Below are 19,863 nucleotides of genomic sequence, written 5' to 3' on the forward strand. Positions count from 1 at the left end.
CGCCCAGGGGAATCCACCTTCCTTCCGCCGAGACTTAAATAAAGAAACATATAAATAAAGAAGAAGTTCTGTTGTGGTAGTAACTACTGGTGTGGACATTTTCCGGGGATAACTGATTTTAATTATTGCTTATCAACAGGTTGAAATGTTGATAGAAACAGGGAAAAGGCGCGGACCGCCTGCGGAGGGCATGTTCGGGGGCTGTGGGTAACCCCTTGGGTTACCCACAAGCCGGCTCGAACACGGGTTGTCCACGGAGTTCTTCCGGGCTTGTCACCGCGGCTGTGAACAACCACCCGATCTGTCCCCAGCCCCGCCATGCCCCGGCTGAGCCGCCCATCGCGGAAAATCTTGTCCACAGGCCGAAAACGGCCAAAAAAAGGCCCCTGTCGCGGACGACAGGGGCCGTTGAGGCCGGGATGAACGGCGCTCGTCAGTGCTTGAGCACCCGGGACAGGAACTGCCGGGTGGGCTCGGCCTGAGGCGAATCGAAGATCGACTCGGGCGGGCCTTCCTCGGCGATCTCGCCCTTGTGAATGAAGATCACCCGGTCGGCCACCTCGCGGGCGAAGCCCATCTCGTGGGTGACGATCAGCATGGTCATGCCCTCGTTGGCGAGCTCGCGCATGGCGTCGAGCACCTCGCCGATCATCTCCGGGTCCAGCGCCGAGGTCGGCTCGTCGAACAGCATCAGCCGCGGCTCCATGGCCAGCGCCCGGGCCAGGGCCACGCGCTGCTGCTGGCCGCCGGAGAGCTGGGTCGGATACTTGGCGGCCTGGTCGGCGATGCCGACCCGGTCGAGCAGGCGCTCGGCGGTCTCGGTGGCCTCACGGTGGTCCATGCCACGCACCTTCATCGGCGCCAGGGTGACGTTGTCCAGCACGCTCAGATGCGGGAACAGGTTGAACTGCTGGAACACCATGCCGACCTCGGTGCGGATCTTCTGCAGCGCCTGGGTGGCCTTGCCGTAGGGCTTGAGGGGATTGCCATCGACCTCCAGGTCGCCCTGCTGGAACTCCTCCAGGCCGTTGATGCAGCGGATCAGGGTCGACTTGCCGGAGCCGCTGGCACCGATGATCACTACCACCTCGCCGGGAGTGACCTCGAGGTCGATGTTCTTCAGCACGTGCAGGTCGCCGAAGGACTTGTTGAGCTTCTCCATGCGGACGATGCGCTCGCCGCCGGAAGGGGACGTCGGTTGGTTCATGTGCGTGTCTTCCTTCATTGTCCGACCAGGCCCTTGCGCTCGAGCAGGCGCAGCGCCGCGGAGAGCGACAGGGTGATGACCAGGTACAGCATGGCCACCATCAGATAGACCTCCAGGGCGTTGAAGGTGGTGGCGATGTAGACCTGGCCCTGGCGGACCAGCTCGCCCACGCCGATCACCGAGAACAGCGAGGTGTCCTTGATGCTGATGATGCCCTGGTTGCCGAGCGACGGGATCATGCGCCGCAGGGCCTGGGGCCAGATGATGTAGCGGAAGGTCTGTTGCCGAGACAGGCCCAGCGACAGCCCCGCCTCGCGCTGGCCGCGTTCGATGGACTGCACGCCGCCGCGGACGATCTCCGAGATATAGGCGCCGGAGTTGACCGCGATGGCGGCGATGCCGGCCACCAGGGCGTTGATGGGACCGCCGAGCAGCTGTGGCAGGCCGTAGAAGATGAACAGCACCTGCACCAGCACCGGGGTACCGCGGAAGACCTCGATGTAGGCCACGGCGGGTACCCGCAGCCAGCGCGACGGGCTGATGCGCAGCAGGCCGAACAGGATGCCGATCAGGAAACCGATCGCCAGGCCGGCGAAGGAGATCAGCAGCGTATAGGGAATCCCCGTCAGCAGATGGGGAATGGAGGCGAAGGCCGCCTGCCAGTCGAATTGAAAGGTGACGTCCACGTGGGAACTCCGTCAGGGTGCGCGGGAGAGTGACGCGCCGAAATGCAACGGGGTCGGGTCATGTGACCCGACCCCGTTCCGGCGTGGGGCGACGATTACTCGCCGCTGGCGCTGCCGAACCACTTGCTGTGGATCTCGTCGTAGGTGCCGTCTTCCTTCATCGAGGCCAGGGCCTCGTTGACGGGCTCGACCCAGTCGCTGCCCTTGACCAGCACGATGCCGTACTGCTGGCCCTCGTAGAGCGGGCCGACGACCTTGGCCCGGCCCTCGCCCTGGGTCTGGGAGAAGTAGCCGACGTTGGGGGCGTCGTAGAAGACCGCATCGACGCTGCCGCCGAGCAGCGCCATGTACATGTCGCTGGAGCCCGGATAGGGGGTGATGTCGGCGTCGTCGCCCAGGTTCGCCTGGAGGTAGTCGTAGCTGGTGGAGCCGATCTTGGTGCCGACCGACTTGCCTGCCAGGTCCTCGATGGACTGGATGCTGTCGTCGCCGGCGTTGACCAGCAGGCGCAGGCCGCTGTCGTAGTAGGGATCGGAGAAGTCGACGATCTCGGCGCGTTCGTCGGTGATGGTGATGCCGGCGATGGCGATGTCGACGTTACCGGTCTGGACGGCGGGGATGATGCCGTTGAAGTCCATGGTGCGCAGGTTGTACTCGAAACCGGCCCGCTCGGCGACTTCGGCGACGATGTCCATGTCGAAGCCGACCATCTGGCCGGTTTCCTGGTCCATCATCTCGAAGGGCACGAAGCTCGGATCGGTGACGACGTCCAGGGTCTCCTGGGCGTGGGCCGAGGTGGCGAGGCCCAGGGCGAGACAGGACGCCAGTGAGGCGACCGTGAATTGACGCTTCATGTGCTTCTCCATTGGAGTGATTTGTTGTGGAGTACAAATCAACCATGGCGAGTTGCCGTGAGAGCGTCAAGTCTCGGCAAATGTTGCGGCAGGGCTGGTCGTCAACGTTCGCGATCAGACCATGAAGGAGGCGCCACAGCCGCAGGTGGTGGTGGCGTTGGGATTCTGGATCAGGAAGCGCGCGCCGGCCAGGCCTTCCTCGTAGTCGACCGTGGAGCCGACCAGGTACTGGTAGGAGAGCGGGTCGACCACCAGCGCCACGTCGCCGAACTCGATCAGGGTGTCGTCGTCGGCGGTGTCTTCGGCGAGGTCGAAGCCGTACTGGAAGCCGGAGCAGCCGCCGCCGGTCACGTAGACCCTCAGCGTGAGCCCGGACTTGCCTTCCGCCTCGCCGAGGGCCTTGAGACGGGCCTTGGCGCTGTCGGAGAGCAGCAGAGGGGTAGGAACGAAGGATGCGGCACCGCTCATGGGTGACCTCCCCGGAAATCGATGAATGTCGTGCAGGACGACGATTATCCATAACCCTTAGCAAAAGGGTCAACTATTGGGGAGGTCCGGGCGGAAGTATCCCGGGGACCGGCCTCCGCGAGGGCGCTGTGAATACGTCCCTGTACGCTACTTTTTCCTTCCCTGGAAAAAGACCCTCGCTGCGCCCGGCCCCCGGGCTCCGCCAGTGTGGGGAGCGGTGGTATCAGGGCATCATCGCCGGGGCGTCGAGGCCGGCGAATTCGTCGAGGCCGAACATCAGGTTGAGGTTGTGCACGGCCTGGCCGGAGGCGCCCTTGACCAGGTTGTCGATCACCGAGAGCACCACCACGGTGTCGCCGTCGCCGGGGCGATGCACGGCCATCCGGCAGACGTTGGCGCCCTTGACGCTGCGCGTCTCCGGGTGGCTGCCCGCGGGCATGACGTCGACGAAGGGCTCGTCGGCGAAGCGCTGCTCGAACAGCGCCTGCAGGTCGTCCGGCTCGCCGGTGAGGCGCCCGTAGAGGGTGGCATGGATGCCGCGGATCATCGGCGTCAGGTGCGGCACGAAGGTCAGGCCCACCGGGCCGTTGGCGGCGTCGCCCAGGCCCTGGCGAATCTCGGGCAGGTGGCGGTGGCCGGAGGCGCCGTAGGCCTTCATCGATTCGCTGGCCTCGGCCAGCAGCGACGGCACCTTGGCGCCGCGGCCGGCGCCGGTGACGCCGGACTTGCAGTCGGCGATCACGCGCCCGGCGTCGATCAGGCCGGCCTCCAGCAGCGGCAGCAGGCCGAGCTGGACGGCGGTCGGGTAGCAGCCGGGCACGGCGATCAGGCGTGCCTGGCGGATACGCTCGCGATTGACCTCGGGCAGGCCATAGACGGCTTCCTCGAGCAGCTCGGGCGCGCCGTGGGGCTGGCCGTACCAGGCGGCCCACTCCTCGGCGTCGCGCAGGCGGAAGTCGGCCGACAGGTCGATGACCCGGGTGCCGCGCTCGAGCAGCTCCCCGGCCAGGGCGTGGGCCACGCCGTGGGGCGTGGCGAAGAACACCGCATCGCAGGCCGCCAGACGCTCCGGGTCGGGTTCGCTGAAGCGCAGCTCGTCATAGTGGCCGCGCAGGTTGGGGTACAGCTCGCTGACACCGAGTCCGGCCTCGCTGCGCGAGGTGATGGCCTCGACGCTGACCTCCGGATGGCGAGCCAGCAACCTGAGCAGTTCGACGCCGGTATAACCGGTGCCGCCGACGATTCCGACCTTGATCACGATGGGGCTCCTCAATGGTGGACGCTGGGACCTGGGTGGGAGGATATGATACACAAGAGGAAGGGCTCCCACCCAGCCTCGCCGGGCCCGGGTTGAAATAGGGGCCGGGGCCGAACAGGAAGGATACCTTGCCGCGTCTGCCACTCCCTCGCTTTAGTCTCGACCGTTTCCGCCGCCAGCTGGCCAGCGTGGATGCCTTGCCCCAGCTCTGCGTGCTGGGTCTGGTATCCGGCCTGATCACCGGTGGCCTGATGGTGCTGTTTCGCCTGGCGCTGCTGCTGGGCGCCATGGCCTTCCTGCCGGATGACAATCCTGAAAACTTCGAGGCGCTGCCGCCGCTGACCCGTGCCCTGCTGCCGATGCTGGCGGTGACGCTGATCGGCGCCTGGCTGTGGTGGCTGCGGCCCGCCGGCCGTCAGATCGGCATCGCCCACGTGATCGAGCGGCTGACCTACCATCAGGGACGCTTCCCGGTACGCAACTGGTTCACCCAGTGGTGGGTGGGGCTGATCTCGGTGCTGGGCGGGCTCTCGGCGGGCCGCGAGGGGCCCGCCATCCACCTGGGCGCGGCGGCCTGCAGCGGGCTCGGCCAGCGCCTGCGCCTGCCCCACAACAGCCTGCGCGTGCTGGTGGCCTGCGGCACCGCGGCGGGTATCTCGGCCTCGTTCCACACGCCGGTCGCCGGCGTGATCTTCGCCATGGAAGTGGTGATGATGGAATACACCATCACCGGCTTCATGCCGGTGATCCTGGCCTCGACCATGGGGGCGGTGGTGTCCCAGGCGGTGTTCGGCTTCGAGCTGCCCTTCGAGGACACCGGCATCGCCCTGGGATCGCTGCTCAACCTGCCCTGGATCGTGCTGAGCGCGCTGGGCATCGGCCTGCTGGCCGGCGGCTTCGTGCGCGTGGCCCGCGCCGGCGATCGCCTCAAGCGGGTGCCCTTCGCCGCGCGCTTCGCCCTGGCCGGGGGCGTGGTCGGCGTCCTGGCCTGGTGGTATCCCCAGGTGCAGGGCATGGGCTACGACACCCTGGGGATGACCATCGGCGGCTCGCTGAGCCTCGACGTGCTGCTGGCGGTGGCCATCGGCAAGCTGCTGATCACCGCCTTCGCCGTGGCCTGCGGCATCCCGGTGAGCATCATCGGCCCGGTGCTGGTGGCCGGCGGGGCGGCCGGCGCGCTGTGCGGCCTGCTGGGCGCCCAGCTGATGCCCGAGCTCGCCGCCGGCCCGGCCGTCTACGCCATGCTGGGCATGGCCGCGATGATGGGGGCGGTGCTGCAGGCGCCGCTGGCGGCGCTGATGGCGCTGCTGGAGCTGACCCACAATCCCAACCTGATCCTGCCCGGCATGCTGGCGGTGGTGGTGGCATGCCTGACCTCGCGCCAGCTGTGCGGCTGCGACGGCTTCTTCATCAGCGTGACGCGCCACGGCCTGCATCCGCTGCAGCAGCCACTGATGCAGGCCCTCAACCGGGTCTCGGTGCCGGCGGTGATGGAGCGAGCGCTGGTGCGCACGCGGCGTTGGGTGACGCTCGATCAGGCCAGCACGCTGCTCGAGGCCAACCCCGTGTGGATCATGATCGAACGCTCCAGCGACGCCAAGCCGACCCTGGCGCTGAAGGCGGCCGACCTGGCGCGCTGGATGCTCGAGCACGACGAGACCGACAAGCTGATCGACAAGGAGGGCCGCCTGGACCTGCTGGAGATTCCCGGCCAGCGCCTCGACCTGGCGCCGATCCACCTGCAGGCGACGCTCTCCGAAGCCTTCTCGCGGCTCAATACCAAGCATGCCGATGCGCTCTACGTGGAGCACGGGCATCGGCCGAAGCAGAAGCGGATTTCCGGTATCATCACCCGCGACGCCATCGAGCGTTACTATCGCTACAGCGATGCATCCCCCGGCTAGGAGTCGACATGTACCTCTGGATCAAGGCCCTGCACCTGGTGGCCGTGGTGACCTGGTTCGCCGCGCTGTTCTATCTGCCGCGCCTCTACGTCTATCACGCCATGGCCCGGGACCGCGGTGAGTCGCAGGCCATCGAGTATTTCAAGACCATGGAGCGCAAGCTCTACCGGGGCATCATGACGCCCTCGATGATCGCCGTGCTGGTGTTCGGCGGCGGGCTGCTGGCGCTGAATCCCGGCTGGCTGTCCCAGGGCTGGATGCACGCCAAGCTGACCCTGGTGGCGGCGCTGGTGGCCTATCACCACGTGTGCCTGATCTATCTGAAGCAGTTCGCCGACGCTCGCTGTACCCGCAGCCATCGCTATTTCCGGATCTTCAACGAGCTGCCGGTGGTCGCCCTGCTGCTGGTCGTCCTGCTCGCCGTGCTGAAGCCGTTCTGATGGCTGAAGAGGCGCAGACCCACCCTCACCTGCCGGCGGTACTGGTGCTGGCCGGCCACGATCCCACCGGCGGCGCCGGCCTGGTGGCCGACAGCGAGGCGGTGGCCGCCTGCGGCGGCTGGGCGCTGACCGTGCCCACGGCACTGACGGTGCAGAACTGCCGCGACGTCGCGACCGTGCAGCCGGTGGACGCCGTGCTGATCCGCGAGGCCGCCGCCGCGCTGGAGGACATCGAGATCACCGCCATCAAGGTCGGCCTGCTGACCTCCGAGGCGGCCCTCGATGCGGTGGTGGAGATCATCAAGCGCCGCCCGGGCGTGCCGGTGGTGGTCGACCCGGTACTCAGGGCCGGCGGCGGGCATGAGTTGTCCACCCCCGCTCTGGTCGAAGCCTTCCGCCGACGGCTGCTGCCCCTTGTGGATATCCTCACCCCCAACCGCCGCGAGCTGGCCCGCCTGGCCGGCCCCGACTGCGGCGATGACACCGAGCGGGTCGTCGAACTGATGCATCTGGGCTGCCAGGCGGTGCTGGTCACCGGCACCGACGAGCCCGAGGCGCGGACGCCGGCGGACCAGGTGGTGCACACGCTGCACGTGCCGGACGGCGATCGCCAGTGGCGCTGGCCGCGACTGTCCGGCACCTTCCACGGCTCCGGCTGCACCCTGGCCTCGGCGCTGGCCTCCCGGCTGGCCCAGGGCGAATCGCTGGTGGTCGCCTGTGAGCAGGCCCAGGACTACACCTGGCAGACCCTGGCCCATGGCTGGCGCCCGGGGGATGAAAACGAGGCCGATGACGCCGCCGGCCAGTGGCTGCCGAGGCGCCTGTGGCGGCTGCCGGTGGCCCGCTTCGAGCAGGGCGCCTAGGCGCCGGGCTGGTCATCCACGGTCTCAACATCGAGAATGAGCCATGACGGAGACATCTTCGATGGCAATGGGCGACGTTCACCGGGGAATCACCGCTCGCCAAGAGTTTGTCCAGAGAATTATCCACAGGCCGAAGGCCGTGACCGCGCGGCTCCGGCGCGATACGACGCTTACTTTCAACAGCAAATGAGGTTGACATGACCACATCCGCTCAGCTCTTCGAACGGGCCTGCCGCCACATCCCCGGAGGCGTCAATTCGCCGGTGCGCGCCTTCAAGGGCCTGGAACGTCCGCCGGTGTTCATGGAGCGGGCGCAGGGCGCCTATCTGTTCGACGTCGAGGGCAAGCGCTATGTGGATTACGTCGGCTCCTGGGGGCCGATGATCACCGGTCATGCCGATCCGGAAGTGCTCGGCGCGGTGCGCGAGCGGCTCGACAGCGGCCTCTCCTTCGGCACGCCCACGGCCATCGAGACCACCATGGCCGACCTGATCTGCGAGATGATCCCCAGCATCGAGATGGTGCGCATGGTCAACTCCGGCACCGAGGCCACCATGTCGGCGATCCGCCTGGCTCGCGGCTATACCGGGCGCGACAAGATCGTGAAGTTCGAGGGCAACTACCACGGCCACTCCGACTCGCTGCTGGTCAAGGCCGGCTCCGGCGCCCTGACCCACGGCGAGCCCAGCTCGCCGGGCGTGCCGGCGGCCCTGGCCGAGCACACCGTGACCCTGCCGTACAACGATCCGGACGCGGTCGAGCAGTGCTTCGAGGAGATCGGCGACCAGGTGGCCTGCATCATCGTCGAGCCGGTGGCCGGCAACATGAACTGCATCCCGCCGCAGCCCGGCTTCCTCGAGACCCTGCGCCGGGTCTGCGATCGTCACGAGAGCGTGCTGATCTTCGACGAGGTGATGACCGGCTTCCGCGTCGCCATGGGCGGTGCCCAGGCGCATTACGGCGTCCAGCCCGACCTGACCTGCCTGGGCAAGATCGTCGGCGGCGGCATGCCCGTGGGTGCCTTCGGCGGCCGCCGCGGCATCATGGAGAACATCTCGCCGCTGGGTCCCGTCTATCAGGCCGGCACCCTGGCCGGCAATCCGCTGGCCATGGCGGCGGGCATCGCCCTGCTCACCAAGCTGCGCGAACCGGGCTTCCACGACGCCCTCAGCCAGCGCGTCGAGACCCTGTGCCACGGCCTCCAGGAGCGGGCCGATGCCGCCGGCATCGACATGATCACCCAGCAGGCCGGCGGCATGTTCGGCATCTTCTTCACCGGCCAGAGCCGGGTCGACAACTTTGCCCAGGCCACCGCCTGCGACGGCGACGCCTTCCGCCGCTTCTTTGCCGCCATGCTCGAGCAGGGCGTCTACATGGCGCCCTCCGCCTTCGAGGCCGGCTTCATGTCCAGCGCCCATGCGCCCGAGGACATCCAGCTGACCCTGGACGCGGCCGAGGCGGCCTTTGCCGCCATGCGCCAGGACTGACGGCACCCGACAAGACCGCGTGAACGGAGAAGAACGATGAACCAGCGACACGCCCCCGGAAGTCCGGCCCGCGATTTCACCCTCGAGACGCTGGTCGAGAGCCTGAGCGCCTGGCATGCCGATCACGCCATCGAGGCGGCCGATTCCCTGCAGCAGGCCGTGCACCAGCGGGTGGCCGCCGAGACGCAGGCCCTGACGTCGCTGATCGCCGCCGCCGAAGACTGTCAGCGGCTGCGGGCCCTGAGCCGCTGGCTGGATGAGAACCTCGCCCGCCTGGCACCCGTGCTCGAGGCGCGCGAGGCCCATGTCGTCGCGCGCAGCTGGGCCTGCGAGCAGCATGACAGCCGCCTGCTGGACGAGGGACGCGTGGTGATGGCCAACGCCATCGACCGCGACCTTCAGGGCCACGGCGCCGAGGTCGTGCAGGATCCCGCCGCGGATCTGGCCTCGCTGCTGGTGGGGCTCGAGGTACGCGACGAGGCCCGGCTGGCGCGCCAGGCGCTGGATGCCTACCTGCGGCTGAGCGGCGACTATCAGGCCGCCCGGCTGCTGTCGGTGTTCCGGGTGCTCGAGTGCCTGGCCGGCGCACGGCGGGCCCTGCGCCGGCTGGAGGCGGCCGAGGGCGACGACGAGCGCCCTGCCCTGCGGGCGGAGACCATGGCCGCCTGCCGGCGTTACCTGGAACTGGCGGAGCGCCATGCGGAGTTCCGCTTCCCCCCGCTGGTGATCGGGGTGGGCGTGTCGGGCAGCGGCAAGAGCCGCTTCACCCGCAACCTGGTCACGCGGCTGGGCGCCGTGCGCGTCAGCTCCTATGCCGAGCGCCGTCGCCTGCATGGACTTTCTCCACAGGCCGTGGAGGGCGAGGCGGCTGTGGATATCTTCGGCGAGACGGCCACCGAGCGCACCTACCAGCGCCTGGCGCAGTGTGCCGGCCATCTGCTGGATGCCGGCCTGCCGGCCTGCATCGACGCGACCTGCCTGACCCGGGCACAGCGCGACTGGCTGCGGCATCAGGCCGAGAGCCGTGGCCTGCCGGTGCTGATGGTCAGCTTCGAGGCGGATCAGGCGACCCTGACCCGTCGCATCACCAAGCGGGCCGGTCGCCACGGGGTGACCCCCGAGGAAGGCCTGGCGGTGCTGTCGCATCAGCAGGCGGCCTTCGAACCCTTCTCCGACGAGGAACGCTTCCACCTCGTGCGGCTGGACACCACGGCGGACAACGCCGGCGAGACCCTGGCCGGGCTGATCCAGGAGCATATGCACTGGAGCTGAGGTGCCCGCCGAGACCGGCCGCCGAGGCCGGTCTCTCCATGCCGTCTCCCCTGTAGCCTCTCTTTCACGCGTGGCCGAGTGTTACATCGGCTTGGCACCCCGCCTTGTGGTTCGGCGTCGGCTGTTACTACATAAGATATTGAAAATTAAATGAAAGTGTTGAGGCGTGACGAAAGTGTCAAGACTGAAACAGGTTTGTACCTAATATGTTTCATTATGTTAAATAATTGTTTTTAAAGATCTTAATCACGCATTCCCGCGCCACGATCGAAGCCACTGTTTCATCAGCCTGACACTCCGCTCGGCGATATCCCGCTCCTGTCCTGCCTGCCCCGCCCGCGACCCGACGTCGACAGGTTTCTTCAGCCGAACTATCAAAAGGTTACCGAAAACTGGCACGCCCCGTGCTCTAGGTTTCATGCCTGCGAGTGGGATCTTCAAGGGTTCAAGAGAGACCACCGGCTCAGCAGGACGTGACACCGACGCCGGCAACGATCCGAAGATCGTCCGGCAAGATGCAAGGGATTCTGTCGAATCGAACGGGAGTGTGATCATGAGTACCAAAGCATATGCAATCGCGGGAACTTCCCTGCTGGCGCTGGTCATGGCGATTTCCACCGCTCAGGCCAACCCGACCAACAATGGAGACTTTGCCTTCCAGGCGGTCGACTCCGATGCACAGGCCGTTGGCGGGGCCGGGGGCTCCAGTGCTGGTGGCGCCGGCAACGGTGTCGGTGCTGGTGGTTCTTCCAACGCCAACGGCACAGGTACCGGCGTAGGCGCCCTCCTGGGCTATGGCGAAGGCAAGGGGAAAGGCGGGACGGCGAGCGCGACCGGGCTCGGCTATGGCTCCGGTGGTAACGGCGGGCCGGCCGGTGACGGTGGCGATGCCTGGGCGATGAGCGAGTCCTATAACACCGCCGTCAGCGTGATCTCCGAACAGAATATGAGTTCCACCGTGGTCGGTACTGGAATTGTCGTCATCGGTGGCGCAGGGGCACAAGGTGGTGCTGGTGGGCAAGGCGGCATCAACGCAGCCGTCAGCATCGGCGCCGGCCTCGGTGGCGCTGGTGGAGAGGGTGAAGGTGACGACGGTGGTGATGCCGGAGCGGCTAGCCTGGGTGCAGGCCTGGGTGGCACCGGGGCCGGGGCCGGCATCGGGCTGGGTGCCGGTGAAGGTGGCGATTCCGCGGCCGGGGCCCTCTCCGGGGCCGGCAACAATGATGGCAGTGCCGCCGGAACCGGGATCGGTGCGCTGCTCGGCCTCGGCCTGGGCGCCGCCGACGATTCCGGCGATCAGAAGGCAGGGGCCGGTCCCACTCAGGCCAACTCCACCGCAGGCCATGGCACGGGCACCGGCACCGGTGCGGGGTCCGGCACCGGTGGTGACGGCAAAGGCAGTGGCTGGGCCGGGGCAGTGGCCGGTCATGGCGGCAGCGGCTACGGCGGCGGCGGCGGCGGCGGCAAAGGCGTCGGTGGCGATGCCTATGCCGCAGGCGCCCATGGCGCAGCCGGTGGCAATGGTGGCAATGGCGGCGCGGCCGTCCTGCGCACCGGCGCTTCCAGCATCTCCGTGGCGGCCGGCGGCGTCTACGGCGGTGTCGCCAACATGAACAGCACCAGCGGGTTCTACAACTCGCAGCTGTCTGGTACCAGCATCTCCGCCCACAGCGGCGTGAGCATCGGCAACTGATGGCTCGGGCCTCGAGAGAGGCCCGTTTGCCCAATCGGGAACTGGCGGACGAGGTGCCGCCAGTTCCCTCACTGTCCGTTTATAGTCAGTGGAGGCAGAGCGATGAAAGGTTCAGTGCAGTGGCTCGCCGCGGGTGCCATCATATTGTCTGCCGGCATGGCATCGAGCCTGCAGGCCGACGATGCCGGAATGGCCGATGGCTTCGGATCGATGCAGGAAGTCTCGATGGATGTACTGGAGCAGGCACGGGGTCGAGACGTCAACGTGCAGCTCGACCAGGTAACGGTTCAGAGCATTCAGGACATGCAAGCCATCAGTGTCGGATCGAGCTTCAAGGTGATCAATGGTGACATGGTCACAGGCAATATCACCTTCGAAGGCGGTTCGATGGGCCATTACAGCGGTACCGGCATCTTCAACAACGTGACCGGGAATGCCAATGCGATCAACAACGCCATCGGTATCAGTGTCTATATCGCTAACCCATGAACGACACCGCGAGCGGCCATAGTCGCCGTTCGGTGTCAGGGGGCTCGATCATGCGCAAGCAGCTGAAAGGCGCTGCCCTGTTCGCCGTCATGATGTTGTCGGCGTCCGAATCGTTCGTTCCGTCGGCCGAGGCGGGAACGGTGAGAATCTCCAATCCTTTCGGCCACTTCGAGGTCGAAGCCAAGAGCCTGGCGGAACTCAGCTGGGAGGGTGTCGTGCGCCAGCAGTACGACTACAGCTGTGGATCGGCGGCCGTCGCCACCCTGATGACCTATCACTATGACCGTCCCACCAGCGAGGGCGAGGTCTTCGAGGCCATGATCCGTCGTGGGGATCGTGAGCAGATCGAGACCTACGGCTTCTCCATGCTGGACATGAAGCGATTCCTGGATGACAGAGGGCTCAACGCCGACGGCTTCGATATCGCATTGGATGACTTCATTCGCATCGGCGTTCCGGCCATAACGCTGGTCAATACCGGCGGCTACAAGCACTTCGTCGTCGTCAAGGGAATGGATGCCGACAACGTGCTGGTGGGCGATCCGGCGGCCGGAACGGTCGTGGTGCCCAAGGATATCTTCGAGACGTTATGGAGCAACAAGGTGCTCGGTGTGCGCAACGAAATCGAGGTGGCACGAGCGAACTTCAACAGTGAACGGGACTGGCGCGTGCGGCCCCCCTCCCCGATCGAGTCGGGGGTTCGACGCACCAGCGTGGGATCGTATCTGCTGACACTGCCAGGCGCCAACGAGCTGGGTAGGTGATGATCTCGCAGGAGTGATCAACCATGAGCATGCAGCATGCAGGACACGCAATGGCGGTGAGCCGGTGGAAAGGTTGCCGGCGGAGTATCGGCCTCCTGGTCGCGTCGGTTTCCCTGGCGATGGCGTCGGCATCCCCGGCCGCGACATCCCCCTCGGGCATCCTGTCGGCGGGAACGCACGATATCTACTACCGAGGGGTAGTGTTGCCTGACGAAGGCATGGCAGAGCTTCGTGGCGGCTTTCGACTGGCGGGCATGGATCTCAACTTCGGCGCCAAGCTGACCACGGCCATCAATGAACGGGTTCGCTACATCACCCAGGTGGCCTTCGACAATGCCGGTGCCAGGGTGCTGTCCAGCACGCTGGAGCAATCGGGGTCCGAGTCCGTCACCCAGGTGGGTGGGCCGGGGGGCGTCGATGCAGCGAGTATCGGCGGCAAGATCGACCTCACCGGGCTTTCCGACTTTTCCGGTGTCCTCATGAGCGATGGCCAGGGGGGGATGACGGCAGCGCTGCACAACATCACGCGCGATGCGATCGTCAGCAGCCTGTCGACCACGGCCAGCGGGCAAAGCATCAGTAACGAGATCGACGTCAGCGTGCAGGTCATGAATATCGGCGAGATGCGCTCTTCCCGCCAGAGAGGGGCGATTCTCAACTCGCTGCAGGGCATGCTCCCTCGCTGAACGATATCACGAAACAAACAAAAAAAGGCTGCCTCTTCGGGCAGCCTTTCTCGTGAGTCATTGTCGATCAGAAGACATTCAGGCCGAAGGGAGTCCGCAGGGTGAGAGTGGTATCCGGGGCGTCTTCGGTCACGCCGAATTCCAGCCCCAGGTTGAACACCGAATCGTCGGACATCTGGTAGGACCAGCCGAGCAGCATGGAGCCCACATTCAGCGAGCGGCCGCTCTGAGTGACGGTACTGCCGGTTTCCGTATTGACGAAGGTGGTATCGGTCTCCTGGATGAAGTCGTTCTTGTAGCCCAGCGTGAAGGAGGAGCGTGGGTTGATCGAGTACGACATGCCGAGGCTCATCCTTACGGCATCCCCCGGATCGACCTCCTTGACTCTGACCTCACCGATCGTTTCGTTGACATCGTCCTCGAGGTTGAACAGGTAGCCCAGGTTGGCGAAGTAGACCGCCGGTGCGGAGGGGAGCAGCACGGTCAGGCTGGGCTCTATCGAGTGGAAGCCCGAACCGGTGGCCAGTTCGCGCTCGATGCCATTGCTGTCGCGATCGACATCGAAGGGCCCCGTCCCGGTGGTCGACTTGTAGCGCAGGTTACCCACGAAGAAGGGGCCGCCCCCCTGGCCGCTGTTCATCTGGTAGTGGGCGGCCAGCTCGATATCACCCAGCCCATCCCCGGACTGGCTTCTATCGAGATCGAAGGGTTCGTTGGCCTCATTGACGCTGAAGCTGGCCGTATCGTCCCGGTGCAGGTATGGCACGCGCAGTTCCAGTTCGAGCCGGTCGGTCACCCCGAGTCGGCCGGTGACGGAGGTGGTGAAGGTATCGCGATCGACATCCTCGGCGGCCAGCACGCCGACCTGCAGCGTGCTGAGTATCTCGACGCCGCGGAAGGTCAGCCGATTGACGCTGGCGTGGGAGTACTGGAACTCGGGCTCGATGACGAGGCGCCCCTTGGGGGTCAGAACCCCACCGATGTCCGGGATGGCCTGAATCTCTGGCGCTTCTTCCACCGGGGGGGGACGCTGCCCCACGGGGTCGATGGCACCGTTACTGTCCGTCTGAGCCCAGGCATGTCCGGCCATGGCGAGCGGTGCCAGGCCGCAGGCTAGCGTGAAACCTCTTTGGATCAGTTTCATGACGTTATCCCTTTTATCCCTTGGTTCAAGGCCTTGCGCTGTAAGAGCCTAACGGCTTCCAAGTCATCGGGCCTTTTCTTGTGCTGCTCATGGAGAGCATAGATCAACATGTCATTCTGTTGAGTGTAAGCGTGGTGCTACCGGCTAACGTTGTGTGACTGCCTGCAGCGGCCCGGTCTGCCGAAGGGATCGCCAACGGCTTGTTCAGGCGAGGTGTAATATCACTTAACCCTCTTGAAATTCAGTATGTTAGGTTTTTTCGAACTCGCCGATTCCCCATGACTCGAATCATCACCCCCTTGATCTTCACGGTGTATCTGGTGTTTTTCCATCAGGCGATAGAGAGTGACCCGGGAAATGCCCAGATCGCGTGCGGCATGTAGGATATTGAAGGAATGGCGTGTGAGAGAGGCCAGGACGACCCCCCGTTCTGCCAGGTCTCTCGCCTCCTCGAGACTCGCCGCGTGACGAGAGTTCAGCACTCGACGCTCCAGGCCTAGATCCCCGGGGCGTATCAGTGGGTGCTCGCTCATGACCATCGCCCTTCTCACGCGATTGATCAGTTCTCGGATGTTACCCGGCCATTCATAAAGCTGCATGACGGACAGGCTGTCCTTGCTGAAGCCGTTCACAATGGAAGACTTTTCGCTGGAGAACTTGTTGAAGAAGTAATGGGCCAGCGTCGCGATGTCATCCCCTCTTTCACGCAGGGGGGGGACTCGAATCTGAAGGACATTAAGGCGGTGATAAAGGTCCTCTCTGAACTTCCCTTCCTTTACCGCCTTTTCCAGATCCACGTGCGTTGCAGCCAGAACGCGAACATCGACCTCGATTTCCTTGAGCCCCCCTACCCTCTGGATCGTATGGTTTTCCAGGAAGCGAAGCAGGTTGACCTGCATGTCCAAGGGGAGATCGCCGATTTCATCCAGGAAGAGTGTTCCACCATCCGTGTTCTCGATGATGCCGATCTTTCTCTGTGAAGCACCGGTAAAGGATCCCTTCTCGTGGCCGAAAAGTTCCGACTGGATCAGGTTGCTCGGCAAGGCGCCGCAGTTGATGGCATTGAAGGGAGACTCCGCACGAGCGGAGGAACGGTGAATGGCCTTGGCCGCCAACTCCTTGCCCGTACCGGACTCTCCCTGAATCAGGACGGGGGCATCCACGGCACCCACCTTTTGAATGGTCTTGAACAGTGTCTTTATGACAGGGCTTTCACCGACCATCTGGCATTCATGCCTTCCTCGGTGGCTACCTTCCTCAAGGATGTCTTTATCCAGATTGATGACCGACAGGAGATTTTCGAGTGCGTGATGTAGCCTCTCCGTTTCGACCGGAATAATATGATAACCGAAGAACAAACGGCCGATACCCTGATGGTGACGAAGGTTATCGAAGACATCCTGGTGGCAGATGGCTATCAGCCTGGTGTCGAGCCTGTTGGCCGCATTCTCGAAACTCTTGATATTATCGAGGTCGTCTTGTGTCAGGAACACGACGCCGACGCCATAATCCGCGTAGGTTTCTGTGAAGGGGATGCTGTCCAGCTCTTGAATGTGTGTGACATCCCAACCACATGCTTCGAGTTCCCCGATGAGTCTTTCGCCATCTTCAATGGGCTGGCTAATGAAGAGTAGCTTCTTGTTAGGATTCATCGCACATCCCTGATATTTTATGGAACGATCGTTTGCGAAAAAATGAGGCCAAGCACCATTCTAACGGCGTGAAATCTAGCATTCGGTTCGGGAGAAATTCTCATGAATTTTCTAGTCTAGGCGACCTAGCTGTGATGAGATTTCTGAGGGATAGGAGGTGGGGCTCCGAGGTTATGCCGCGCCCAATTGACCGCCTGTAGCCGGTTATGGACATCGATTTTCTTGAAGATATTATAGAGATGTGACTTGACCGTATGCTCGCTGACAAAGAGCCGGTCGGCGATTTCCATATTGGAAGCACCGGTGCCCAGCAGGCCGATGATCTCGAGCTCTCTCTGGGTCAGTCCGCAGGCCGGTCGATAGGCGTTGATCTGGTGGCGCCGATAGAATTCCAGCATTCGTCCCATCAGGGAGCGTGACATCCATAGCTGCCCTTCCTGGAGGGTTCGAAGCCCTTTACAGATGAGTGGCAGGCTGTCGTCACGGTAGAAAATCCCCCTGACATGCATACAGGACAATATCTCGACGGCATGATCCTCGTCCCTGAGGTTGAAGCTCGCCAGGGAGGTCTCAGGCCGTTCCGCGACATGAGATTGCCAAGCCTGCATCGCGGCATCGTCCATATGGTCGGCATCGAGCAGGATGAGGGTTTCCTCATCGGCATTGGTCACCTTGGGTTTCCGTATGCTGGATGGCGGCACGATGGCGACCTGGCAGTCGAGCTGCTGGCGCAGGTAGTCAGCGAACAGCTGAGACTGGGGCGTGTTCGCGGTCACCAGCTGTATAAGGCGATCATTGCTTTCCATAACCGGACCTCGAAAGAATGTCTGACATACTCGACCCCTTATTCCTTACGAGTAATAGGATGAGAGTAAGGCCTTAATAAGTCTCGTCCTGGATGTAAGAAAATGTAACTAACAAAAAGGCATAAAAAACACCCTATATATTCCCTTTCGATCTTTTGAAGTCTTCATTATTTATCAAGTAGTTAGAGAATTAGATTATCCTGTTGTTATTTCTTCTCTCGCTATTGATGAATAAAATCAGTCGAAAGACTGATCGCTTCCTGGTTTGGCTGTGTTTTTTTCTCATGTTTGGGCGCGGTAGATTCGTCGCTAGCGCAGCGTGTTTCATTCACTTCATGAGGCGCTTAGAATGCCGCCGCAATGATCATGAACAACCGGATGACGAGATGACGACAACTGTTGTGCTGGCCAGCGGCAATGCCGGCAAGCTGCGCGAATTCAACCAGCTGCTCGCGCCCCTGGGCATGGACGTTCGCCCCCAGGCCGACTTCGCCGTGACGAAGGTCGAGGAGACCGGCCTGACCTTTGTCGAGAATGCGCTGCTCAAGGCGCGCGAGGCGAGCCGCGTCAGCGGCTTGCCGGCCATGGCGGATGACTCGGGGCTGGCCGTGGATGCGCTTCAGGGGCGCCCCGGCATCTACTCCGCGCGCTTCTCCGGAGAGCCCAAGGACGATGGTCGTAACAACGCTTACCTGCTCGAGTCCCTGGCGGATGTGCCGGCGGCACGACGGACGGCCCGCTACTGGTGCGTGCTGGTGATGCTGCGTCACGCGGAGGACCCGGTGCCGCTGATCGTGCAGCAGAGCTGGGACGGCGAGATCCTCACCGAGGCTCGCGGCGAAGGGGGCTTCGGCTATGACCCGCTGTTCTGGGTGCCGGAATGCGGCAGGACGGCCGCCGAGCTCCCGGCCGACGAGAAGAATCGGCTGAGCCATCGCGGTCGCGCCCTGAAAGCCCTGGTGGCGCAGCTCGGCGACGAGTCCTTCGCCTCATGAGCCTGTTGCTGCCGCCCCTGGCGCTCTATATCCACGTGCCCTGGTGCGTGCGCAAGTGCCCCTACTGTGACTTCAATTCCCACGGTGTCGGGTCCGGAGCCAGCCTGCCCGAGGAGGCCTATCTGGCGGCGCTGATCGCCGATCTGGACGCCGATCTGCCGCTGGCCGCGGGGCGGGAGCTGGTCAGCATCTTCATCGGCGGCGGCACCCCGAGCCTGATGTCGGCCGACTTCTATGGCCGCCTGCTCGATGCCATCTCGGCACGGCTGACGTTCGCCGATGACATCGAGATCACCCTGGAAGCCAATCCGGGGACCGTCGAAAGAGGACGCTTCGCCGGCTATCGCACCGCGGGCATCAACCGGCTGTCGATCGGCGTGCAGAGCTTTCAGGATGCCCAGCTGTCCGAGCTGGGCCGCATCCACAGCGGTGACGAGGCCCGGCTGGCCGTGGCCGAGGCCCGCCAGGCCGGGTTCGATAACCTCAACCTGGATCTGATGCATGGCCTGCCGGGCCAGACGCCGGCGCTGGCCCTCGACGATCTCGACCAGGCCCTGGCACTCTCCCCCGAGCACCTGTCCTGGTATCAACTCACCCTCGAGCCCAACACCGAGTTTCACTCGCGCCCGCCCGTGCTGCCCGAGGAGGAGGCCCTCTGGGACATCCAGGAGCTCGGCCACGAGCGGCTGGAGGCCGCCGGCTTCGCGCGCTACGAGATTTCCGCCTATGCCCGGCCAGGCCGCGCCGCGCGCCACAATCTCAACTACTGGCGATTCGGCGACTATCTGGGCATCGGGGCCGGTGCCCATGGCAAGCTGAGCGCCCACGACGATCACGGCTTTCATGTCGAGCGTCGCTGGAAGACCCGCCAGCCCGAGGCCTATCTGCGCCGGCATGATGACCCGCGCGGCTTCGTGGCCGGCCGCGAGCCGATCTCGCCCGAGGAACTGCCGCTCGAGTTCGCCATGAATGCGCTGCGTCTCGTCGAGGGCGTGCCGCTGTCGACCTGGTCGGCCCACACCGGCCGACCGCTCGACCGGCTGCAGGCAAGTCTCGAAGCGGCGAGGAAAAAAGGACTTCTGGTGGAAGATGGCGAAAGGCTTCAAGCCTCCCCCCAGGGTCTATTATTCTTGAACGAGCTGCTGGCCCTGATCGACGCCTGAGTGAAGACTCGGGTAGATAGCTTGGTAAAGAG

The 19,863-nt window shown here is 64.4% G+C and carries 19 protein-coding genes; 11 read left to right on the plus strand and 8 right to left on the minus strand.

Annotated features, from left to right (window positions below; translation table 11 throughout):
• Window positions 1–433: 433 nt before the first annotated feature.
• From ACGTNF_RS13075 to argC, 5 genes are all read right to left on the minus strand, one after another.
• Window positions 434–1,207, minus strand: coding sequence for an amino acid ABC transporter ATP-binding protein (locus ACGTNF_RS13075; protein ID WP_394602056.1), 774 nt, complete (start codon window positions 1,205–1,207; stop codon window positions 434–436).
• Window positions 1,208–1,221: 14 nt separating this feature from the next.
• A complete protein-coding gene (locus ACGTNF_RS13080; protein WP_016854206.1) occupies window positions 1,222–1,893 on the minus strand; it encodes an amino acid ABC transporter permease in 672 nt (223 codons plus the stop codon).
• 95 nt (window positions 1,894–1,988) lie between these two features.
• Window positions 1,989–2,747 (minus strand): transporter substrate-binding domain-containing protein, encoded by a 759-nt coding sequence (locus ACGTNF_RS13085; protein ID WP_152480053.1) that lies wholly within the window; start codon window positions 2,745–2,747, stop codon window positions 1,989–1,991.
• A gap of 114 nt (window positions 2,748–2,861) precedes the next feature.
• Window positions 2,862–3,215 (minus strand): iron-sulfur cluster insertion protein ErpA, encoded by a 354-nt coding sequence (gene erpA, locus ACGTNF_RS13090; RefSeq protein ID WP_016854204.1) that lies wholly within the window; start codon window positions 3,213–3,215, stop codon window positions 2,862–2,864.
• Between the two features lie 223 nt (window positions 3,216–3,438).
• Window positions 3,439–4,473 carry an N-acetyl-gamma-glutamyl-phosphate reductase gene (argC, locus tag ACGTNF_RS13095; RefSeq protein WP_394602057.1) on the minus strand — a complete coding sequence of 345 codons (1,035 nt, stop codon included), beginning with the start codon at window positions 4,471–4,473 and terminating at the stop codon, window positions 3,439–3,441.
• 128 nt (window positions 4,474–4,601) lie between these two features.
• Here argC and ACGTNF_RS13100 point away from each other — a divergent pair, with 128 nt between their 5' ends.
• The 9 genes from ACGTNF_RS13100 (at window position 4,602) to ACGTNF_RS13140 (ending at window position 14,071) form a co-directional block, all read left to right on the plus strand.
• Window positions 4,602–6,377: a chloride channel protein gene (locus ACGTNF_RS13100; RefSeq protein WP_394602058.1), complete on the plus strand. Its 1,776-nt coding sequence runs from the start codon at window positions 4,602–4,604 to the stop codon at window positions 6,375–6,377.
• A gap of 8 nt (window positions 6,378–6,385) precedes the next feature.
• Complete coding sequence (gene hemJ / locus ACGTNF_RS13105) at window positions 6,386–6,817, plus strand: protoporphyrinogen oxidase HemJ (RefSeq protein ID WP_016854201.1); 432 nt, start codon at window positions 6,386–6,388, stop codon at window positions 6,815–6,817.
• Window positions 6,817–7,680 (plus strand): bifunctional hydroxymethylpyrimidine kinase/phosphomethylpyrimidine kinase, encoded by an 864-nt coding sequence (thiD, locus tag ACGTNF_RS13110; protein WP_394602059.1) that lies wholly within the window; start codon window positions 6,817–6,819, stop codon window positions 7,678–7,680. Before hemJ ends, thiD begins: the two co-directional genes overlap by 1 nt.
• A gap of 197 nt (window positions 7,681–7,877) precedes the next feature.
• Entirely contained in the window at window positions 7,878–9,167 is a 1,290-nt protein-coding gene (hemL, locus tag ACGTNF_RS13115; RefSeq protein WP_394602060.1) for a glutamate-1-semialdehyde 2,1-aminomutase, read from the plus strand.
• Between the two features lie 36 nt (window positions 9,168–9,203).
• Window positions 9,204–10,439: an AAA family ATPase gene (locus ACGTNF_RS13120; protein ID WP_394602061.1), complete on the plus strand. Its 1,236-nt coding sequence runs from the start codon at window positions 9,204–9,206 to the stop codon at window positions 10,437–10,439.
• Window positions 10,440–10,992: 553 nt separating this feature from the next.
• Window positions 10,993–12,132, plus strand: coding sequence for a hypothetical protein (locus tag ACGTNF_RS13125; RefSeq protein ID WP_394602062.1), 1,140 nt, complete (start codon window positions 10,993–10,995; stop codon window positions 12,130–12,132).
• A gap of 102 nt (window positions 12,133–12,234) precedes the next feature.
• Window positions 12,235–12,621 (plus strand): hypothetical protein, encoded by a 387-nt coding sequence (locus ACGTNF_RS13130; RefSeq protein WP_394602063.1) that lies wholly within the window; start codon window positions 12,235–12,237, stop codon window positions 12,619–12,621.
• A 50-nt stretch (window positions 12,622–12,671) separates the two neighbouring features.
• Entirely contained in the window at window positions 12,672–13,385 is a 714-nt protein-coding gene (locus tag ACGTNF_RS13135; RefSeq protein ID WP_394602064.1) for a C39 family peptidase, read from the plus strand.
• A 23-nt stretch (window positions 13,386–13,408) separates the two neighbouring features.
• On the plus strand, window positions 13,409–14,071 hold the full coding sequence (locus ACGTNF_RS13140) for a hypothetical protein (protein ID WP_394602065.1): 663 nt from the start codon (window positions 13,409–13,411) through the stop codon (window positions 14,069–14,071).
• A gap of 67 nt (window positions 14,072–14,138) precedes the next feature.
• Here the strand turns inward: ACGTNF_RS13140 and ACGTNF_RS13145 are convergent, their stop codons facing one another.
• The 3 genes from ACGTNF_RS13145 to ACGTNF_RS13155 form a co-directional block, all read right to left on the minus strand.
• Window positions 14,139–15,215, minus strand: a complete 1,077-nt coding sequence (locus tag ACGTNF_RS13145) for a transporter (protein ID WP_152480063.1) — start codon at window positions 15,213–15,215, stop codon at window positions 14,139–14,141.
• A gap of 221 nt (window positions 15,216–15,436) precedes the next feature.
• Window positions 15,437–16,867: a sigma-54 interaction domain-containing protein gene (locus ACGTNF_RS13150; protein WP_394602066.1), complete on the minus strand. Its 1,431-nt coding sequence runs from the start codon at window positions 16,865–16,867 to the stop codon at window positions 15,437–15,439.
• 125 nt (window positions 16,868–16,992) lie between these two features.
• Window positions 16,993–17,673, minus strand: coding sequence for a LuxR C-terminal-related transcriptional regulator (locus ACGTNF_RS13155; protein ID WP_394602067.1), 681 nt, complete (start codon window positions 17,671–17,673; stop codon window positions 16,993–16,995).
• Window positions 17,674–18,059: 386 nt separating this feature from the next.
• Here ACGTNF_RS13155 and rdgB point away from each other — a divergent pair, with 386 nt between their 5' ends.
• On the plus strand, window positions 18,060–18,668 hold the full coding sequence (gene rdgB, locus ACGTNF_RS13160; protein ID WP_394602068.1) for an RdgB/HAM1 family non-canonical purine NTP pyrophosphatase: 609 nt from the start codon (window positions 18,060–18,062) through the stop codon (window positions 18,666–18,668).
• Window positions 18,665–19,831 (plus strand): radical SAM family heme chaperone HemW, encoded by a 1,167-nt coding sequence (gene hemW / locus ACGTNF_RS13165; RefSeq protein ID WP_394602069.1) that lies wholly within the window; start codon window positions 18,665–18,667, stop codon window positions 19,829–19,831. Before rdgB ends, hemW begins: the two co-directional genes overlap by 4 nt.
• Window positions 19,832–19,863 lie beyond the last annotated feature (32 nt).

Origin of the sequence: Halomonas sp. B23F22_10, assembly GCF_043496975.1 — a bacterium.
In the GTDB taxonomy this organism is placed as follows: Bacteria; Pseudomonadota; Gammaproteobacteria; order Pseudomonadales; family Halomonadaceae; genus Halomonas; species Halomonas smyrnensis.